Origin of the sequence: Streptomyces sp. CB01580 (genome assembly GCF_001905795.1) — a bacterium.
Lineage (GTDB): Bacteria > Actinomycetota > Actinomycetes > Streptomycetales > Streptomycetaceae > Streptomyces.
The window spans coordinates 417,902-435,788 of the sequence record NZ_LIXJ01000003.1 but is presented as its reverse complement, the minus strand read 5'-3'; the positions used below and the strand labels follow the sequence as shown (position 1 = coordinate 435,788).

The 17,887-nt window shown below is 70.9% G+C and carries 15 protein-coding genes and 2 pseudogenes; 6 read left to right on the top strand and 11 right to left on the bottom strand.

Annotated features, from left to right (window positions below; translation table 11 throughout):
- Positions 1 to 172 precede the first annotated feature (172 nt).
- Positions 173 to 1,396: a L,D-transpeptidase gene (locus AMK22_RS06980; RefSeq protein WP_073782374.1), complete on the top strand. Its 1,224-nt coding sequence runs from the start codon at positions 173 to 175 to the stop codon at positions 1,394 to 1,396.
- A gap of 225 nt (positions 1,397 to 1,621) precedes the next feature.
- On the opposite strand, the gene AMK22_RS06975 is transcribed toward AMK22_RS06980, so the two are convergent.
- The 5 genes from AMK22_RS06975 to AMK22_RS06955 form a co-directional block, all read right to left on the bottom strand.
- Positions 1,622 to 2,494 carry an amino acid ABC transporter permease gene (locus tag AMK22_RS06975; protein WP_073782372.1) on the bottom strand — a complete coding sequence of 291 codons (873 nt, stop codon included), beginning with the start codon at positions 2,492 to 2,494 and terminating at the stop codon, positions 1,622 to 1,624.
- On the bottom strand, positions 2,491 to 3,135 hold the full coding sequence (locus AMK22_RS06970) for an amino acid ABC transporter permease (RefSeq protein ID WP_073782370.1): 645 nt from the start codon (positions 3,133 to 3,135) through the stop codon (positions 2,491 to 2,493). The genes AMK22_RS06975 and AMK22_RS06970 overlap by 4 nt, the downstream gene beginning before the upstream one ends.
- A gap of 16 nt (positions 3,136 to 3,151) precedes the next feature.
- Positions 3,152 to 4,063, bottom strand: a complete 912-nt coding sequence (locus AMK22_RS06965) for a glutamate ABC transporter substrate-binding protein (RefSeq protein ID WP_073782368.1) — start codon at positions 4,061 to 4,063, stop codon at positions 3,152 to 3,154.
- 13 nt (positions 4,064 to 4,076) lie between these two features.
- Positions 4,077 to 4,820 (bottom strand): amino acid ABC transporter ATP-binding protein, encoded by a 744-nt coding sequence (locus tag AMK22_RS06960; protein ID WP_073782366.1) that lies wholly within the window; start codon positions 4,818 to 4,820, stop codon positions 4,077 to 4,079.
- A gap of 123 nt (positions 4,821 to 4,943) precedes the next feature.
- Positions 4,944 to 5,384, bottom strand: coding sequence for a DUF6278 family protein (locus AMK22_RS06955; RefSeq protein WP_073782364.1), 441 nt, complete (start codon positions 5,382 to 5,384; stop codon positions 4,944 to 4,946).
- A gap of 474 nt (positions 5,385 to 5,858) precedes the next feature.
- Here AMK22_RS06955 and AMK22_RS06950 point away from each other — a divergent pair, with 474 nt between their 5' ends.
- Entirely contained in the window at positions 5,859 to 7,040 is a 1,182-nt protein-coding gene (locus AMK22_RS06950) for a Cmx/CmrA family chloramphenicol efflux MFS transporter (RefSeq protein WP_073782362.1), read from the top strand.
- A gap of 164 nt (positions 7,041 to 7,204) precedes the next feature.
- On the opposite strand, the gene AMK22_RS06945 is transcribed toward AMK22_RS06950, so the two are convergent.
- The 5 genes and pseudogenes from AMK22_RS06945 to AMK22_RS06925 form a co-directional block, all read right to left on the bottom strand.
- On the bottom strand, positions 7,205 to 7,984 hold the full coding sequence (locus tag AMK22_RS06945; RefSeq protein WP_073782360.1) for an exodeoxyribonuclease III: 780 nt from the start codon (positions 7,982 to 7,984) through the stop codon (positions 7,205 to 7,207).
- 50 nt (positions 7,985 to 8,034) lie between these two features.
- Positions 8,035 to 8,691, bottom strand: coding sequence for an MBL fold metallo-hydrolase (locus AMK22_RS06940; protein WP_073782358.1), 657 nt, complete (start codon positions 8,689 to 8,691; stop codon positions 8,035 to 8,037).
- A gap of 13 nt (positions 8,692 to 8,704) precedes the next feature.
- Positions 8,705 to 9,979, bottom strand: coding sequence for a bifunctional 3-oxoadipate enol-lactonase/4-carboxymuconolactone decarboxylase PcaDC (pcaDC, locus tag AMK22_RS06935; RefSeq protein WP_073782356.1), 1,275 nt, complete (start codon positions 9,977 to 9,979; stop codon positions 8,705 to 8,707).
- 144 nt (positions 9,980 to 10,123) lie between these two features.
- Positions 10,124 to 10,419 (bottom strand): annotated as a pseudogene (locus AMK22_RS06930) (HPr family phosphocarrier protein).
- 68 nt (positions 10,420 to 10,487) lie between these two features.
- Positions 10,488 to 11,167: pseudogene (locus tag AMK22_RS06925) on the bottom strand (putative PEP-binding protein); the annotation flags it as partial.
- Between the two features lie 296 nt (positions 11,168 to 11,463).
- Between AMK22_RS06925 and AMK22_RS06920 the strand changes: the two are divergent.
- Complete coding sequence (locus AMK22_RS06920) at positions 11,464 to 12,480, top strand: LacI family DNA-binding transcriptional regulator (protein WP_073782352.1); 1,017 nt, start codon at positions 11,464 to 11,466, stop codon at positions 12,478 to 12,480.
- A 328-nt stretch (positions 12,481 to 12,808) separates the two neighbouring features.
- Positions 12,809 to 13,729: a ribokinase gene (locus AMK22_RS06915; protein ID WP_073782350.1), complete on the top strand. Its 921-nt coding sequence runs from the start codon at positions 12,809 to 12,811 to the stop codon at positions 13,727 to 13,729.
- 134 nt (positions 13,730 to 13,863) lie between these two features.
- Here AMK22_RS06915 and AMK22_RS06910 read toward each other — a convergent pair whose 3' ends face one another.
- Positions 13,864 to 14,916 (bottom strand): LacI family DNA-binding transcriptional regulator, encoded by a 1,053-nt coding sequence (locus AMK22_RS06910; protein ID WP_242433860.1) that lies wholly within the window; start codon positions 14,914 to 14,916, stop codon positions 13,864 to 13,866.
- 437 nt (positions 14,917 to 15,353) lie between these two features.
- Between AMK22_RS06910 and uriH the strand changes: the two genes are divergently transcribed.
- Positions 15,354 to 16,301, top strand: a complete 948-nt coding sequence (gene uriH, locus AMK22_RS06905; protein ID WP_073782348.1) for a uridine-preferring nucleoside hydrolase UriH — start codon at positions 15,354 to 15,356, stop codon at positions 16,299 to 16,301.
- Complete coding sequence (gene uriT / locus AMK22_RS06900) at positions 16,298 to 17,749, top strand: uridine transporter UriT (RefSeq protein ID WP_073782346.1); 1,452 nt, start codon at positions 16,298 to 16,300, stop codon at positions 17,747 to 17,749. Before uriH ends, uriT begins: the two co-directional genes overlap by 4 nt.
- The last annotated feature ends 138 nt before the right edge of the window (positions 17,750 to 17,887 follow it).

Sequence of the window (17,887 nt, the reverse complement as noted above, 5' to 3'; positions counted from 1 at the left end):
ATGCTCACAGCGGTCCGTGACCGCGCCGAGCGGCGTATGTGACCGGACGATGACCGTTGCGCTGCGACCGATGTCACACAGGGGATTTCCCAGTTTTCGACCGATTTGCGGAACCTATCGTCGGATGCGCACCTCTTCCCTCATCGAAAAGCACTGCCCTGGAGGTCCTCCCTTGCCGTCCGCACGCCGACGCACCCGCCGCACGTCACCGCTCGCCCGCCCCGCCCGGCTCACCCTGATCGTCGGGGCCGCGGTGCTGGGCCTTTCCCTCACCGCCTGCAACGGCGCATCCGCGTCGGACTCCGGGACGGACTCGGGAAAGGGCGCCGGGAACGCGCCCGCGCACGAAACCAGGATCTCGGTGAACCTCCGAGGCTCCGGCGCCGCCCCCGGACAGCCGGTGAAGGTGACCATGGACACGGGGAAGCTGAAGGCGGTCACGGTGCGCGCGGACGGGGGCGACGCACTCACCGGCCGGATATCGGCGAACGGACGGACCTGGACGTCGGACCGGCCGGCCGCACCCGGCACCGCGTACCGGGTCGAGGCGCGGGACACCGGGGGCGGCAACGCCGAGGCCCGGTTCACCACCGCCGCGGCGGACAAGGTCAACAAGCTCACCCTGGTCCCCGGCAAGAACACCACGGTCGGCATCGCCCAGCCGCTGTCGATCGTCTTCGACAACCCGGTGAAGAACCGGGCCGCGGTCGAGAGGGCGCTGAAGGTCACCACCTCGAACAACACCGAGGGCTCCTGGGGCTGGCTGCGGGACTACTCCGGCCGCGACCGTGTCGACTGGCGCCCCAAGGAGTACTGGAAGTCCGGTACGAAGGTCACGCTCGACGCCGCTCTCAACGGTGTCGACTCGGGCCCTTCCGGCGGCTGGTTCGTGCGCGACTACCGCACCACGTTCAGCATCGGCGCCCACCAGGTGGTCAAGGTCGACCTCGACCGGCACCGGCTGGCGCTGAAGCGGGACGGGAAGACTGTGCTGGACGTACCCATGTCGGCCGGTACCCCGGGCGGCGTGAAGGCCTCGTGGCGCGGAACGGCCGTGCTGATGTCCAAGGAGGGCACGATCAACATGCGCTCGGAGACGGTCGGCCTGGGCGACGCCTACGACAAGATGGTCGACTCGTCGATGCGGCTGACCTGGTCGGGGATGTACGCCCACGCCGCCCCGTGGAACGCCGCCTACTTCGGGGCGGCCAACCGCAGTTCGGGCTGCGTCGGGATGAGCGACGCGAACGCCGCCGAGCTGTACCGGCAGGTGCGCGTCGGCGACCCCTTCGAGATCACCGGCGCGGACGCCAAGGGCACGGTCGCCGAGGGCAACGGATACGGGAACTGGAACGTGTCCTGGGCCGACTGGCGCGCCAAGAGCTCGCTGAGGTGAGCCGGGCAGCGGCGCAGCGGCTCCCCGTCGCACGAGATCGACCCCGCCGTGCGCGGGGAGCGGCCCGACCGGCTCGCAGCTGACCTTCTCCTCGGCCGCGGCGGACCCGACGCGACACGCGCGCATGCGCGCGTGCGTACGGGTCCGTCCCGTGCACGAGGAGTGATCACCGACTGCCGCCGGACGGGTACCGCTCCTCGGGAACCGCCGCGCGGCGGTTCCCGGCTACCGCACTCCCGGCAGCACCGTTCCCGGTTCGGCCGGGGCCACCTCCACCGCCTTCGTCTTCGGGCTGCGCCGCTCCTGCCTGGCCACCCAGGTCGCGAACCAGGAGAGCAGCATGCACAGCCCGATGTAGATCGGCGAGATCACCATCACCACGGGGATGAAGGGAAGATCGTAGTCGAGATTGGACGCGATGAGCTTGCCCGCGTGGAGGAACTCCTCATAGGTGATCAGAAAGCCGAGCGAGGTGTCCTTCAGCGCCACCACCAGCTGGCTGATGATCGTGGGCAGCATGGCGCGCACCGCCTGCGGGGCCAGCACGAACGTGGTGACCTGGGTCTTGCGCATCCCGAGTGCGTACGCCGCCTCGCGCTGGCCGCGGTCCACGGAGTTGATCCCGGTGCGGAACACCTCGGCGAGCACCGAGCCGTTGTACAGGGTCAGCCCGGTGACCAGCGCGGTCAGCGGCTGCGCCTTCAGCGCCACGAAGACGAAGAAGATCATCACCAGCACGGGCATGGCCCGGAAGAACTCGACGAGCAGCGTCGAGACCCAGCGCACGGCCCGGTGGTCGGAGAGCCTGCCGACGGCGAGCACCGCCCCGAGCGCGAGGGAGAGCACCGCGGCGTACGCGAACGCTTTGAGGGTGTTGCCCAGGCCGCGCAGCAGGAGTTCCTGAATTCCCTTGTACGCGAAGGGTGTCCACTTGGCCCCGCTGAACTGTCCGGTGTCGAGGAGCAGGAAGACGATCCAGCCGGCGGCGGCGAGGATCAGGGTCGTCGAGACGATCCCGTACGTGCGGTGGCGCCTGCGGGCGGCGGGTCCCGGGACGTCGTAGAGGGCGGTCGGGGCCGGCGCGGTGCGGGTGGTCATCGGGCGACTCCCCAGCGCTTCTCCATCACGTTGAAGAGCGCACTGATGGACAGGGTGATGATCAGGTAGCCGACGGCGATCCAGACGAAGCTCCAGATGATGCTGTATCCGAGTTCGTTGAGGGTCTTGTAGGTGCCGAGGAGCTCGGTGACGCTGAACGCCCCGGCGATCGCCGAGTTCTTGGCGAGGGCGATGAGCGTCGAGCCGATCGGCGGGATCACCGAGCGGAACGCCTGCGGCAGCACGATGTGGTTGAGCGTCTGGCCGAAGGTCATGCCGAGACTGCGGGCCGCCTCCCCCTGCCCCTTGGGCACGGTGTTGATGCCGGAGCGCAGCACCTCGCAGATGAACGCGGAGGTGTAGCAACCGAGCGCGAGAACCGCGAAGACCTTGAAGGGGAGCACCAGGCCGAAGCGCGGCAGTCCGAGCAGGACGGCGAAGAAGAGCAGGGTCAGCGGGGTGTTGCGCAGCACCGTCACCCATGCCGTGCCGAGCACCCTCAGCGAGCCGACGGGCGCCACCCGGCAGGAGGCCATGACGAAGCCGAGCAGCAGGGCCAGGACGGAGGAGTAGACGGTCAGCTCGACGGTACCGAGGAAGCCCTTGCCGTACAGCGAGAAGTTGTGCGTGAGTACGTCCATGTCGTGTCCCGTCCTCTCAGCCGGCCGGGTAGCGGTCGATGGGCGGCGGGGTCGGCGCGGGCGTTCCGGACAGACCGAGCGTGGCCTCGAACGCCTTCTTCCAGTTGCCGTTGCGCACGTTGGCGGCCAGGGCGTCGTCGATGGCGAACCGCAGCGCGTTGTCGCTCCTCGGGACGCCGATGCCGTACGGCTCCCTCGAGAACGGCTTGCCGACCACCTTCAGCTCGTCGGGCGCCTTGGCCGCGAAGCCGAGCAGGATCGCGTCGTCGGTGGTGACGGCGTCGACCTGGTAGGTGAGCAGGTTGTCGACGCAGATCGAGTACGTGTCGTAGGAGACCAGGACCGCCTTCGGGTATTCGGCGGCGATGCGCTGGTACGGGGTCGATCCCGCCGCCGAGCAGACCGTCCTCCCGGCCAGGTCCTGCGGACCGTGGATGTCGTGCTCGTCGGTGCGCACGAGCAGCGACTGGCCTGCCATGTAGTAGGGCCCGGCGAAGCCGACGAGCTTCTTGCGCAGGTCGTTGATGGTGTAGGTGCCGACGTAGAAGTCGATCTGGCCGTTCTGCAGCGCCGTCTCGCGGTTGGCGGAGGCGATGGTCCGGAAGCGGATGGTCTTCGGATCGAAGCCGAGCGAGGCGGCCGTCATCCGGGCGATCTCGATGTCGAATCCGGAGTAGGTTCCGGTGGCCGGGTCCCTCTCGCCGAGGTACGGCTGGTCCTCCTTGGCCCCGACCCGCAGAAAGCCGCGCTTTCTCGCCGCGGTCCAGGTCGGCGACTGGGGAAGCCGGAAGGCGGTGTCGACCCGGTAGACGGGCAGCTGGTCGGGCCGCGGTCCCTTCACCGGCGGGCTGCCTTCCTTCCCGCATCCGGCGGCCAGCACGGCCAGCAGGAGACCGGCGCAGGCGGCCAGAACTCTTCTCGTACGCAACAGGCAGCCCCCGTCAGTGCTTGAGGATCTTGGACAGGAAGTCCTTGGCGCGGTCGCTCTCCGGGGCGGTGAAGAACGCCTCGGGAGTGCGGTCCTCGACGATCCGGCCGTCGGCCATGAAGACCACGCGGTTCGCCGCGGAGCGGGCGAAGCCCATCTCGTGCGTGACGACGACCATGGTCATGCCGTCCCGGGCGAGCTGCCGCATGACTTCGAGGACCTCGTTGATCATCTCGGGGTCGAGCGCCGAGGTGGGTTCGTCGAAGAGAAGGGCCTTGGGATCCATGGCGAGGGCGCGGGCGATGGCCACCCGCTGCTGCTGACCGCCGGAGAGCTGGGCGGGGAACTTGTCGGCGTGCGTGGCGAGTCCGACCCGCTCCAGCAGTTCCCGGGAGCGCCGGTCGGCCTCGGCCTTCTTCCGCTTGCGGACCTTGAGCTGGGCGAGCGAGACATTGGCCAGCACGGTCCGGTGCGCGAAGAGGTTGAACGACTGGAAGACCATGCCCACTTCGGCGCGGAGCCCGGCGAGCGCCTTCCCCTCGTCGGGAAGGGGCCTGCCGTCGATCACGATGCGGCCCGACTCGATGGTCTCCAGCCGGTTGATGGTCCGGCAGAGCGTCGACTTGCCGGAGCCGGAGGGGCCGATGATCACCACCACCTCGCCGCGGTCGACGGTGAGATCGATGTCCCGCAGTACGTGCAACCGTCCGTAGTACTTGTTGACGTTCCGCAGTTCGATCAACGGATCGACGGCCATGCGCTGCCCCACCCACTCTTCGCTTTGTCGAGGTCAGCGCAAACTATCCAGCGGAAAAAGGGGCTTCACCGGCGACACGCATAAACAGGGCATAAGGATTCTTTTTCGATTTTACGGAGAGCCCTATCCCTCGGCCGACTCCGCGTACACCTGCGAGAGCTCGGGGCTTCCGGCCATCGCCCAGTCCAGCCCCGCCTCGACCACGTCGATCTCCCGCCCCGAGGCGAGCCGCACCACGGGGCGCCCGCTCAGCCAGATGCTCCACACCGCGCCGGGGACATTGCGCACCAGGACCGTGCCGAGGTACAGCCCCGCGTCGTTGCCCAGCCAGGGCAGTTCCTCGGGATCGTCTCGCCAGCGCGGCGGCAACTGGTCGAGGGCCGCCAACGAGGCCGGGCTGTCGTCCAGTTCGAGGCCCCGCTGCTCCGCCCGGACGCGCAGCAGTTCGCACTCGGCGAGCAGTTCCGCCACGCCTTCGGGATCGGCCGCCACGGCCGAGGCGAGCCCCGGCCCTCGCGTATCGTCGTTCCGCTTACGCCAGTTGTCCAGGAAAGGGATGTTCATACCAGTCAGGGTCGCATCCCGTCCGGAATACGCACCACAGGGCGCGCGGGCCGCCGTCCGGGGACGGGACCGGGAACGGGCCCCGCACCCAGCACCGGGCCGCGGACCGGGAACGGGGTGGCGGCGCACCGGCGTCGGCTGGTAGCTTCGCGGCCATGTCCAGCCCCGAGGCGAACAGAGGCTAGCCACCGGTCCCCCGGTGGCCATGTCGGAGTCGAGTGCGCCCCCGCGGCCGTAGCCGCCGGGAGTGCCGCTCCTGCCCGGTTGCCGCCGCGGACCGTCCTCATGCGGGCCGCGCGTTTCCCCGTCCGCGCTCGTGCGCGGGTTTCCCGTCCCGGCGTTCACCGCCCGGCCGGTTCCGTCCCGGACACCCGGACGTCTTCCGCGTCGCCGACCGTCGTCCCGTCACGACGTCCGGGCGCGGCCCGCACCCCTCCACCCGGTCCATCCGTCAGCCGTTCATGGGGTTCCTTCATGCCATTCGCCGTATACGCGCTCGGGCTCGCCGTCTTCGCCCAGGGCACGTCAGAGTTCATGCTGTCCGGTCTGGTCTCGGACATCGCCGCCGACCTTCATGTGTCCATTCCCGCCGCCGGGTTGCTCACCTCGGCCTTCGCCGTCGGGATGATCGCCGGGGCGCCGCTCATGGCCCTCTTCAGCCGGAGCTGGCCGCGCCGCCGCGCCCTGTTGTTCTTCCTCTGCGTCTTCGGCGCCGTCCACGTCGTGGGGGCGCTCACCCCGCACTACGGGGTGCTCCTGGCGACACGTGTCGTCGGGGCGCTCGCGAACGCCGGTTTCTGGGCCGTGGCGCTGGTGACCGCGGTGTCCCTGGTCGGCCCGGGGGCCCGGGCGCGCGCCACGGCCGTGGTGGTCGGGGGCGTCACCGTCGCCTGCGTGGCGGGGGTGCCCGCCGGGGCGGTGCTGGGCGGACACCTGGGCTGGCGGTCGGCGTTCTGGGCGGTGGCGCTGGTCTGCGTCCCGGCCGCCGTCGTGATCGCCAGGACGATCCCCGGGGGCCGGACGCGGTCCGCCACGGCGTCCGCCGGGACCGAGCTGCGGGCCCTGACGGGTCCGCGGCTGCTGCTGACGCTGCTGACCAGCGCCCTCGTGCAGGGAGCGACGTTCTGCGCGTTCTCCTACGTCGAACCGCTCGCCACCCGCGTCACCGGGCTCGGCCAGGGCTGGGTGCCGGTGCTGCTCGCCCTGTTCGGCCTGGGCTCGTTCATCGGGGTCACCATCACCGGGCGGGTCGTGGACGCGCGGCCGGTCGCACTCACCGCGGGCGGGCTGGCCCTGCTCGCCGTCGGCTGGACCGTGTTCGCGCTGACCGCCGGCAGCCCGGTCGCGACGGTGCTCCTCGTCCTCGTGCAGGGGATGCTCGCGTTCGGCACGGGGACGGCGCTGATGTCGTGGGTGTTCCGGCTGGCGGCCGACGCGCCGACGTTGTCCGGCTCGTTCGCGACGTCCGCGTTCAATGTGGGCGCCGCGCTCGGACCGTGGCTCGGCGGGCTCGCGATCGACGCGGGGTTCGGCTTCCGGTCGCCGCTGTGGGTGAGCGCGCTGTTGATGGTCCTGGCGCTGGGCACCGGCTGGACCGTGCTCGGGACGCGCCCGGCCACCGAGCGGAGCCGGGACGGCGTGCCCGCCGCCCGGTAGGCGGACACCCGGTCCGAGGACGGCCGAGGCCCCGCCCGGCGCTGAACGGGCGGGGCTGTCCTGGTCTCAGCAAGCAGCCAGCAAGCGGGATAAGGACGACAACCACCGTAACGGCGGCCACTGACATCGGCCGCGCGACGACGGCGGGGCCCCGGTCCATGGCGTCAGAAGCCGAGGTCCACGACCACCGGGGCGTGGTCGGACGCGCCCTTGCCCTTGCGCTCCTCCCGGTCGACGTAGCTGTCCTGGACCGCCCCGACGAAGGGCGCGTTGCCGTAGACGAGGTCGATGCGCATGCCCTTGTTCTTCGGGAAGCGCAGCTCGCGGTAGTCCCAGAAGGTGTACGGGCGGTCGTACTTGAGGGGACGGGGCATGACGTCGGACAGGCCCTCCTGGCGCAGCGCGGCGAGGGCGGCGCGTTCGGCGGGGGTGACGTGCGTGGCGCCCTCGAAGAGGGCCGGGTCCCAGACGTCCTCGTCGGTCGGGGCCACGTTGAAGTCGCCGAGGACCGCGAACGGCTGCGAGCCCGCCGCGTCCGCGGCGACCGCCTTCTGCAGGGCCTCGAACCAGCGCAGCTTGTACGCGTAGTGCGCGTGCTCGATCTCGCGGCCGTTGGGCACGTACACCGACCAGACCCGGACCGGACCGCAGGTCGCGGAGATCGCCCGCGGCTCCTGCACGCCCTCGTAGTCGGGGCCGTCGGGCAGGCCCGTCACGACATCGGACAGACCGGCCCTGGAGACCAGTGCGACCCCGTTCCACCGGCCGGTGGCGTTGACCGCCGATTCGTAGCCCAGCTCGCGGAGCTGCTCGGTGGGGAACTGTTCGGCGGTGCACTTGGTCTCCTGGATGCACAGCACGTCCGTGCCGGTGCTCTCCAGCCAGGCCAGCAGCCTCGGGAGCCGGGCGGTGATCGAATTGACGTTCCAGGTGGCGATGCGCATGTACGTAAACCTAGCGCCCTTCGCTCCGGCGGGCGCGGGCCGGCGGGAGGTCACAGGCCGGTGGAGTCCCCCGGGGCCAGTCGGCCGTGGTCGGCGCCGCCGAGCGCACCGATCTGGCTGTCGTAGATCGGCCGGGCGAGATCGGTGAGCAGGGCGTCGTGGATGTCGATGGCGCGGCGCGGCGCGACCTCGCGCACGTAGTCGATGACCTCGGAGATCTTGTTCCAGGGGGCCATCACGGGGAGCATCAGCGTGTCGACCGGGTGGTCGGGGACGGTGAGCGCGTCGCCCGGGTGGAAGACCGAGCCGTCCACCAGGAAGCCGACATTGGTGATCCTCGGGATGTCGGGGTGGATCACCGCGTGCAGCTCGCCGTGCACCTGCACGTCGAAGCCCGCCACGGTGAACGTGTCGCCGTGACCGACCGTGTGGACTCGGCCGGGGAAGGCCGCCGAGAGCCGGTCGGCGACGCTGCGCAGGGTCCAGATCCCGACGGCGGGGTCGGCCTCCAGGGCGGCGCGCAGCCGCCGCTCGTCGAAGTGGTCGGGGTGCTCGTGCGTCACCAGGATCGCGTCGGCGCCGACGGCGGCGTCCTCCTCGGAGAAGCCGCCCGGGTCGACGACCAGCGTGCGCCCCTCCTTCTCCAGCCGGACGCAGGAGTGCTTCTTCTTGGTCAGCGTGAGGTGCGTGGGATTCACGGCGTTCATGGGGTCCATCCTGCTACGGCCGGGGCGTGGTTTCTTCCCGGATCACGGTCCGGGCGACCGAGAACGCGGCGCTCGCGGCCGGGACGCCGCAGTACACGGCGGTCTGCATCAGCACCTCCTTGATCTCCGTCGGTGCGACGCCGTTGCGCAGGGCGCCCCGGACATGGGCGGCGAGGCTGTCCAGGTGCCCTCCGGCTACCAGCGCGGCGATCGTGACGCAACTGCGGGTGCGGCGGTCCAGGCCCTCTCGGGTCCACACCTCGCCCCAGGCGTACCGCGTGACGAGTTCCTGGAAGTCGCCCGTGAACTCGTCGGCCTCGCCCGTGGCCTGGTCCACGTGGGCGTTGCCGAGCACCTCGCGGCGCACTTTCAGACCGTGGTCGTACGGGTCGGGCCGCCCGGCGGCCGGAGGCTCGGGCCGCTCGGCGGCGGTGATCTCCGCGACGGGCAGCACGGGGGCCGAGAGCCGCGGGGTGTCGGCGGGCATGGGGATGCCGGCGAGGGTGTCCTGCCAGGCCGTGGAGAAGTGAGTGAGGAGCAGATCGGTGACGGCCGCGGGCTGTTCGACCGGGGCGAGGTGGGCGGCTCCGGGGACGAGGGCGAGCCGGGCGTCCGGTATGCCCGCGACCAGGGTGCGGGCGTCGCCCGGCCCGGTGACCCGGTCCTCGGCGCCGACCAGGACGAAGGTCGGGACGGTGATGCTGGCGAGTCCTGCGCGGATGTCGAAGGCGGCCAGGGCCTCGCAGGCGGCGATGTAGCAGCCGGGGTCTGTGGTACGGACCATCTGGACGGCCCACTCGACGATGGCCGGCTGCGCTTCGGCGAACGCGGGGGTGAACCAGCGCTCGGGCGCGGTGCGGGCCATCGGCTCCAGCCCGTTGGTTCGGACGACCACCCCGCGCTGGCGGAACTCGTCGGCGCTGCCGAACCGGGCCGAGGCGGCGACCAGGGCGAGCGAGGCGATCCGGTGCGGATGCCGCAGCGCGAGGTCGGCGCCGATCGCTCCGCTGATGGAGCAGCCCGCGTACCCGAAGCGCCGCACACCCAGTGCGTCGAGGGTGGCGAGCAGCCGGTCGGAGAGTTCGGGGACGGCGGCGGCCGGGCGGGCGGGGGCGCCGCCGTGGCCGGGCAGGTCGAAGCGGAGGACCCGCCAGCGCTGGGTGAGCTCCGGTATCTGCCGGTCCCACATGTGCCATGTGGTACCCAGTGAGGGGCCCAGGATCAGGACCGGAGCGTCTTCTGGCCCGTCGAAGCGGTATTGCAAGGTGTTCGGTGGTGTCTCGCTCACCCGTCAGACTCTTTCATCTCTCGCAAAATCCCACATGACCGGTCCCAACCTAACGGCCCTTGTGCCGCTCGCCACGACAGGACCGGCGCTGCCGGAACCTCGGGGGCTCAGGGCCGAGGCACTGCCTCCGCCAACGCCCAAGGCTCAAGGCTCAACGGTCAACCAGGCCGGCTTGGCGGTGTCGGGGTCGGAGGCGAGGAGGTGGCAAGCTCGTCCAGCGCGGCGGGCGCCGCATCGCCCTCCGCGGTGAGTTCGAGGGTCTCGCCATGGCCGACAGCCAGGGTGAGGACGGCGAGGAGGCTGCGTGCGTCGACGGGCGCGGCGCCCGGGCGGGCGACGGTGACCCTGACCGGCCGGCGGGCAGCGGCCTGCACGAACAGGGAGGCGGGGCGGGCGTGCAGGCCGTCGGCTGCGCCGACGGTGACCTGGATGCTGGGCATGGGTGTCCTTCCGGATCTTCGTGTTGCGAGGGCGGTGGGGCCGGCGCGCGGGGCACCGTGACGGACTGTCAGGTGGCGTGCAGAACAGCCGCGGCCGCATTACGGGCCTGGTCGGCGGTGTCCGCGCCGCGTGCCGCTGCGGCGGCCGTGCGGCACTGGTCGAGGCTGTGGGCGGCGAGGGCTGCGCGGACGTGGGGAATCGCGGCGGAGCTCATGGACAGGCTGGTGACGCCGAGTCCGGTGAGCACGCAGGCCAGCAGCGGGTCCGAGGCGGCCTCGCCGCACACACCGCAGCTTTGGCCCGCGTCGCGGGCGGCCCCGGCCGCGGACGCGACCAGGTCGAGCAGTGCGGGCTGCCACGGGTCCTGCAGTCGGGAGAGCGCGCCGACCTGCCGGTCGGCGGCGAAGGTGTACTGCGCCAGGTCGTTGGCCCCCAGCGAGAGGAATTCGACCTCCCGCAGGTGGCGTGTGCGCGCAGCGCGGCGGATGGGATCTCCACCATGGCACCGGTCTTCGCGGTGAGCCCCGCCCGGCGGCAGGCGCCGGCGAAGGCGGCGGCGTCGGTCCGGTCGGCGACCATCGGGGCCATGACCTCCAGACGGACCGGCAGTCCTGCGGCGGCCTCGGCGAGGGCGCTGAGCCTCCGCGAGCCGGTCCGAGCGGCCGATCCCGCATCAGCCGGCCCCTCCAGCGCCAGCCCCGCCGCCTGTCCGGACCCGCGCAGCAACGGGCCCAGTGCCTCCAGTGGTGGATGACCACGACAGCACATCCCCGCAGCGGCGGGCGGTCCGGTCGGCAAGTTGGAGGGTGCCGAGCCAGTTGGTGCGTTTTCGATGGCCGGCGTGGGCGATCCGGAAGGCAGGAGGAAGGACCGGGCGGCAATGCCGCGGATGCGGCGGGCGCTTCGTCACGATCTGGTCTCGGCTACCGGGTGAGGTCTTGTTTTCGGTCACGTAATCGATTCCAATCTTCCATGTAATCGATTCCACTGCGATGGGTCGCTGGTTTCGAGGCCACGGGAACCGCGAGGAGGTGGTCCGGAGAATGGCGAGCATCAAGGATGTGGCGGCCGAGGCGGGGGTGTCCGTCGCCACGGTCTCTCGCGTTCTCAACAGCCATCCCTCCGTCAGCCCCGACGCGCGCACACGCGTCCTCGCCGCCGTCGAGGCCCTCGGCTACCGGCCCAACGCCGTCGCCCGTTCGCTGCGCACCGATCAGACACGCACCCTCGGCCTGGTCATCAGTGACGTACTCAACCCGTACTTCACCGAACTGACCCGCTTCGTCGAGGAGGAGGCCCGCGCGCTCGGCTACAGCGTCATCATCGGAAACGCCGACGAACGCCCCGACCTGCAGGAACATCACATCCGTACGCTCCTCGACCGTCGGATCGACGGGCTCCTCGTCTCCCCGGCCGACGGCAGTTCGCCGTGCATGCTCGGTGCGGCGGCGGGCGGCACACCGATGGTGTTCGTCGACCGCTGGATCCAGGGCGTGGACGTGCCCGTGGTGCGTACCGACGGCCGCGCCGCCGTCCGGGACCTCGTCGCCCACCTGCACCGCCTCGGCCACCGCAGGCTGGCGATCATCGCGGGCCCGGCCGCCACCACCACGGGCGACGAGCGAGTCGAAGCCTTCCGCGAGGCGATGCGCGAGCACGGACTCGCGCTGCCCGACAGCTACATCGGCCAGGGCGATTTCCAGGCGGACAGCGGATGCCGTGTCACCGAGCGCTTCCTGACGCTTCCCGAACCGCCCGAGGTCGTGTTCGCCGCCGACAACCTGATGGCACTCGGCGCGCTGGACGCGATCCGGGCGCGCGGACTGCGCGTCCCGCAGGACATCGGATTGGCGGCCTTCGACGACATCCCGTGGTTCCCGCATACCGATCCGCCGATCACGGCGATCGCCCAGCCGACCGGCGAACTCGGCCGCGCCGCCGTGCACGCCCTGGTCGACATCGTCGAGGGACGCTCCCCGCAGTCCGTCACCCTTCCCGCCCGCCTTGTCGTACGCAGCTCGTGCGGCGAACCCGCGGTGAACCGGAGCAGCAGCCCGTGAGCACCCAGGACGAGTTGCTGCGCGTCGAAGGCGTACGCAGGACCAAGGCGCGCGAACCGGGCTCCGCCCGGCGGGAGATGGTGGAGTTCGCCGATCGACGCCCCCTTCTTCGCGCGGACGGGGGCGTGTGCCCGGGTGGAGACGAAGCCGGCCGGAGTCACGGCCGGAGGAACTGGGCCGACGCCGTGCAGAACGCGGTGCGAGCCGCAGAGGGAAAGAAGGTCGTTAGCATGGTCGAGGTGCCAGTTCAAGGTAGTCAACGAGAAGAATGTTGCCGACTTCTCCCGAACAGCGCCTGAGCAGCGTCCGACCCCGGAAAGCAGGAACAATGCACGTCAACGACCACCACCAGTACGACCTGCTGGTTGTGGGCTCGGCCAATGCCGACCTGGTCATCGGTGTCGAACGCCGGCCGGCACCCGGTGAGACCGTGCTCGGTTCCGATCTTGCCGTTCACCCGGGCGGCAAGGGAGGGAACCAGGCGGTGGCCGCCGCCCGCCTCGGGGCCGCCACTGCGCTGCTGGCACGGGTCGGCGACGACGCCCACGGCCGCCTGCTGCTCGAAGCGCAGCGGGCCGCCGGAGTGGACACCGAGGGCGTCCTCGTGGGCGGGGCGCCGACCGGAGTCGCACTGATCACCGTGGACCCCTCCGGCGACAACAGCATCGTGGTGTCGCCGGGCGCCAATGCCCGGCTGACCCCGGAGGACATCCGGGCGGCCGGACCCCTCTTCGAGGCGGCGCGCGTCGTGTCCGTCCAGCTGGAGATTCCGCTGGAGACGGTTGCCGAGGTGGCCGGTGCCCTGTCCCCCGATACCCGGCTGGTTCTGAACCCGTCCCCGCCCGCACCCCTGCCCGATCACGTGCTGGCCGCCTGCGATCCCTTGGTCGTCAACGAGCACGAGGCGCGCTACATGCTGGGGGAAGCCGCCGGCGCCACGCCTCAGGAGTGGGCGCGAGCACTGCTGAAGCTCGGCCCGCGGTCGGTCGTGGTCACGCTGGGGGCGGCGGGCGCGCTCGTCGCCGACGGCCGTACGGGTGACGTCGTACTCGTACCGAGCCCCAAGGTCGAGGCCGTGGACACGACGGGGGCGGGCGATGCGTTCACCGCCGCCCTGGCCTGGCGGCTCGGCCTGGGAGAGCAACTGGCCGAGGCCGCCGCGTTCGCCGTCAGGGTCGGTGCTGTGGCCGTCACCCGGCAGGGCGCGCAGGAGTCCTACCCGAGCGCGGAGGAAGTCTCCGTGCTGTGAAGGAAGCGGGAATGCCCAACTGTCGTCCCGCCGGGGTGCCGACGGGACGACACACGGTGCGGCGTGCCGGATGCGTGCAGGCGGAGATCGGGGCGCCTGGCCGGCAACCGGTCAGCCCCGGATGCCGACCACGGTCATGACGCCGGGTTTCCGGCAGGTTCCCGGGCCCAGGCCGCGTCGGCGCCGGGCGCGGCGTCGGCCGGACCGCTGCGGTCCGTCGTGCTGGAGCCGCGGACGACGAGTTCCGGCCCGAGTCGTACTGTGCGGCTCGGGCCTGCCTTCTCGCCGGTCAGCCGCCGGTCCAGCAACCGGGCGGCCTCCGCGGCCAGTTCGGCAACGGGTTGGCGGACGGTGGTCACGCCGGGGTCGGTGAGGCTCGCCATGGGGATGTCGTCGAAGCCGGTGACGGCGATCTCGCCCGGGACGTCCACTCCCAGCTGTCGCAGTCGTTGCAGTGCACCGATGGCGATGAGGTCGTTGGCGCAGACGATGGCGTCCGGGCGGTGTGCGCGCACCCGGTCCACCGCGGCCCGCCCCCACTCGACGCTGAATTCACCGAGTTCGACACGTCCGGGCGCCTGCGGGTCCAGTGCGCCGACGCCGGACTCGTACGCGGCGCGGCGTTCGACCGCCGCAGAGGCGGTGCCCGCAGCCCCGACGAAGCACGGACGGCGACGCCCCGCGGCCGCGAGGTGGTCCAGCACGAGCTGTATGCCCGCGGCGTTGTCGACGACCACGGAGTCGGCGACGCCGGGGCCGCAGCCTCGGTCCAGCAGCACCAACGGCACCCGGGCCGCTGCGGCGGTCACCGCGGCCACGCTGCGTTTCTCGTCGACCGGGACGACGAGCAGGGCGTCGACCTGCCGGGCCAGCAGGGCGTCGATCCGGGCCGCTTCGGTCATCGGGTCGTCGTCGCAGTCGGCGAGGATCACGGCACGGTCGTGGGTGTGCAGCGCGCGCGTCAGTTCCCGTACCAGAGTGGGGTAGAACGGGTTGGTGATCTGCGGCAGGACGAGGCCGATGGTGCCTGTCGAGCGGCTGCGCAACGCGCGGGCCACGTGGTTGGGCCGGTAGCCGAGACTGTCGACGGCCGCACGTACCCGCCGGGCGGTTTCCGCGCCGACCGGGCGGCTGCCGGCGAGCACCCGGGACACCGTGGCGACGGAACAGCCAGAATGTCGAGCCACGTCTCGCAGTGTTACTTCCGCCACTTCGGATCGCCTGCCCTGTTCTTCTGGTCCGGCCGCGTGAAGCGGGCGGATGCCTGCGGGGAGTTGGCAAACGTTATCACCGGTCGTTCCCCGTGCCCAGACTGCGATCCGCTGTCCCAAACGGGTCACAACGTGAGATAAGACTTCACCCATTGACATCGTGGGCGTCGGTGCGCAAAGTTCTCGGAGAACGATTTCCCAGATCGTTTTCCCAACGTTTTCCTACCGCGTGATCAAGGAAGAGTGCGCGGTACCCGTCTGTTTCGCTGCCCGCCCGTGGGTCGGCGCCGCATGCCGGCGTGGACCGCAACGGCGGTCGGGGGACCGTACCGGCGCACTCTGTGCAGTAGCCCTGTTGCGGCGCTGGCCGAGATCCACCTCAAACTGTTCAGCTGAGCGAAGGGGCTCTTTTGATGGCCAGAAAGATCATCCTGGACTGCGACCCCGGACACGATGACGCGATTGCCATGCTCCTCGCGTACGGGAATCCGGACGTGGATCTGGTCGCCGTGACCACCGTGGTCGGCAACCAGACGCTGGAGAAGGTGACGCGCAACGCGTTGTCCGTGGCGCGTATCGCCGGCATCACCGGGATTCCCTTCGCCGCGGGAAGTCCGCGGCCGCTGGTGCGGACCGTCGAGACGGCGCCGGACATCCACGGCGAGTCGGGACTCGACGGCCCGGTGCTGCCCGAACCGACCCTGGAGCTGGACCGCCGCCACGCCGTGGACCTCATCATCGACACGGTGATGTCCCATGAGCCGGGCGAGATCACCATCGTCCCCACGGCCGGCCTGACCAACATCGCGCTCGCCGTTCGCAAGGAGCCGCGCATCGCCTCCCGCGTCCGCGAGGTCGTGCTGATGGGCGGCGGGTACCACGAGGGCAACTGGAGCGCGGTCGCCGAGTTCAACATCATCATCGACCCGGAGGCCGCGCACATCGTCTTCAACGAGAGCTGGCCGGTCACCATGGTGGGTCTCGACCTGACCCACCAGGCGCTCGCGACCCCGGAGGTGCGGAAGAAGATCGCCGCGGTCGGCACCAAGCCGGCCGCGTTCGTGGGCGAGCTGCTCGACTTCTTCGGCGCCACCTACCTCGAGGCGCAGGGCTTCGAGCACCCTCCGGTGCACGACCCGTGCGCCGTCGCCTACGTCATCGACCCGACCGTCATGACGGTGCGCAAGGCCCCGGTGGACATCGAGCTCACCGGTGGGCTGACCCTCGGCATGACCGTGACCGACTTCCGGGCGCCCGCCCCGCCCGACTGCCACACCCAGGTCGCCGTCAAGCTCGACCACGAGCGCTTCTGGGACCTCGTCGTGGACGCCCTGACGCGGATCGGTGACGGCGCCGAATGAACGTCTCCACCAGTCCCAAAGCCGTCCCGGACGGACCGACGCCGGTGACCGACCGGCGTCCGGTCCGGGTGGGCGTGCTGCTCGCCGCGCTCCTCATGGCGTGCTTCGCCTTCCAGCTGAACGCCAGCATGCTCAGCCCGGCCCTGAAGAGCATCGAGGACAGCCTGGGCGCCACTTCGGCCGAGATCGGGCTCACCCAGACCGCGTTCTTCACCTCCGCGGCCCTGTTCTCGCTGTTCCTGCCGAGGCTGGGCGACATCATCGGCCGCCGCCGGGTGCTGGTCGCGATGATGGTGCTCATGGCGATCGGCTGCGTGGTCTCCGCGCTGGCACAGAACGTGCCGATGCTGTTCGTCGGCCGCATCATCCAGGGCGTGTCCGGGCCTACGGTGCCGCTGTGCCTGATCATGCTGCGGGTCGAGGTCACCGAGCCGAAGAAGTACGGCACGCTGCTGGGCGTGATCACCGCCGTCAACGGTGGTATCGCCGGGGTCGACTCCCTCGTCGGCGGGTTCCTCGCCGACAAGCACGGCTTCGCCTCGGTGTTCTGGGTGATGGCCCTGGTGGCGGCGATCGCCGCGGTCCTGGTCGCCACCATGACACCGGAGACCAAGGCGGCCGCCGCGTCCCGGATGGACTGGCCCGGCGTCGCACTGCTGGTCGTCTCCGTCGGAGCACTGCTGATCGCCCTGAACGAGGCCGGAAAGCTCGGCGCCGCGAACTGGCTGCTCGTCGCCGTCCTCGTCGTCGTCGCCGCGATCGCCTTCGCCCTGTTCTGGCGGACCGAGGACAGGAGCGGGCACCCGCTGGTCGCCACCCGGCACCTGCGACAGCGCGCGACCTGGGCGACGCTGCTGACCACCGTGCTCACCATGACCGGCGTGTTCGCCGTCATGAACGGGCTGATCCCTGCGTTCGCCCAGGACGCACAAGCAGGGCTCGGCATGTCCGCCGAACAGTCCGCATGGTGGACGCTCACGCCGTATGCGTTGGCCGGGCTCGCCATGGGTCCCATCGCCGGCCGGCTCGCCGCCGGCTTCGGTTACCGCCGAATCCTGCGTCTGGGCCTGATCGGCGCGGCCGCCTCCGTCGTCCTGATGATCCTCACCCTGGGCGGCCAGTCGCGTGCCCTGCTGCTCGTGGCCTCGCTCCTGGTCGGCATCACGTACGCGGGCGTGGGCAACATCGTGCTCAACGGCCTCGGCATCGTGCTGTCCCCCCGTGAGAACCCCGGATTCCTGCCCGGGCTGAACGCCGGCGCGTTCAACCTCGGGGCCGGGCTCAGCTTCGCGGCGCTCTACGCGGTCCAGACGGCTTTCCAGCCCGCCGACCCGGCATCGACCGACGGCTATGTCGCCGGCATGATCGCGGGCGTCGTCCTGCTGGGCCTCGCCACCGTGGCGTCCTTCCTGATCCCCAAGCCGGTGGCGGCGGAAGACGGAACCTGACGGCTGCGGCTGCCCCGGCACGACACTGTCGACGCCGGGGCGGCGGGATCGGCTCGGCCGGTGGACCGGTGGAGTTCTTGGGGCTGTTCACAGCACCCCGAGGGGCGGGCAGGTCTTCCCGCTCAGGCCGCACGCGAG

What these genes read in the sequence shown, in the direction of transcription:
- AMK22_RS06955 (WP_073782364.1), bottom strand. Translation starts at nt 5,384, where the DNA reads ATGAACATCCCTTTCCTGGACAACTGGCGTAAGCGGAACGACGATACG.
- AMK22_RS06915 (WP_073782350.1), top strand. Translation starts at nt 12,809, where the DNA reads ATGCACGTCAACGACCACCACCAGTACGACCTGCTGGTTGTGGGCTCG.
- AMK22_RS06970 (WP_073782370.1), bottom strand. Translation starts at nt 3,135, where the DNA reads ATGGACGTACTCACGCACAACTTCTCGCTGTACGGCAAGGGCTTCCTC.
- AMK22_RS06945 (WP_073782360.1), bottom strand. Translation starts at nt 7,984, where the DNA reads ATGCGCATCGCCACCTGGAACGTCAATTCGATCACCGCCCGGCTCCCG.
- AMK22_RS06975 (WP_073782372.1), bottom strand. Translation starts at nt 2,494, where the DNA reads ATGACCACCCGCACCGCGCCGGCCCCGACCGCCCTCTACGACGTCCCG.
- AMK22_RS06920 (WP_073782352.1), top strand. Translation starts at nt 11,464, where the DNA reads ATGGCGAGCATCAAGGATGTGGCGGCCGAGGCGGGGGTGTCCGTCGCC.
- AMK22_RS06950 (WP_073782362.1), top strand. Translation starts at nt 5,859, where the DNA reads ATGCCATTCGCCGTATACGCGCTCGGGCTCGCCGTCTTCGCCCAGGGC.
- AMK22_RS06960 (WP_073782366.1), bottom strand. Translation starts at nt 4,820, where the DNA reads ATGGCCGTCGATCCGTTGATCGAACTGCGGAACGTCAACAAGTACTAC.
- AMK22_RS06940 (WP_073782358.1), bottom strand. Translation starts at nt 8,691, where the DNA reads ATGAACGCCGTGAATCCCACGCACCTCACGCTGACCAAGAAGAAGCAC.
- uriT (WP_073782346.1), top strand. Translation starts at nt 16,298, where the DNA reads ATGAACGTCTCCACCAGTCCCAAAGCCGTCCCGGACGGACCGACGCCG.
- uriH (WP_073782348.1), top strand. Translation starts at nt 15,354, where the DNA reads ATGGCCAGAAAGATCATCCTGGACTGCGACCCCGGACACGATGACGCG.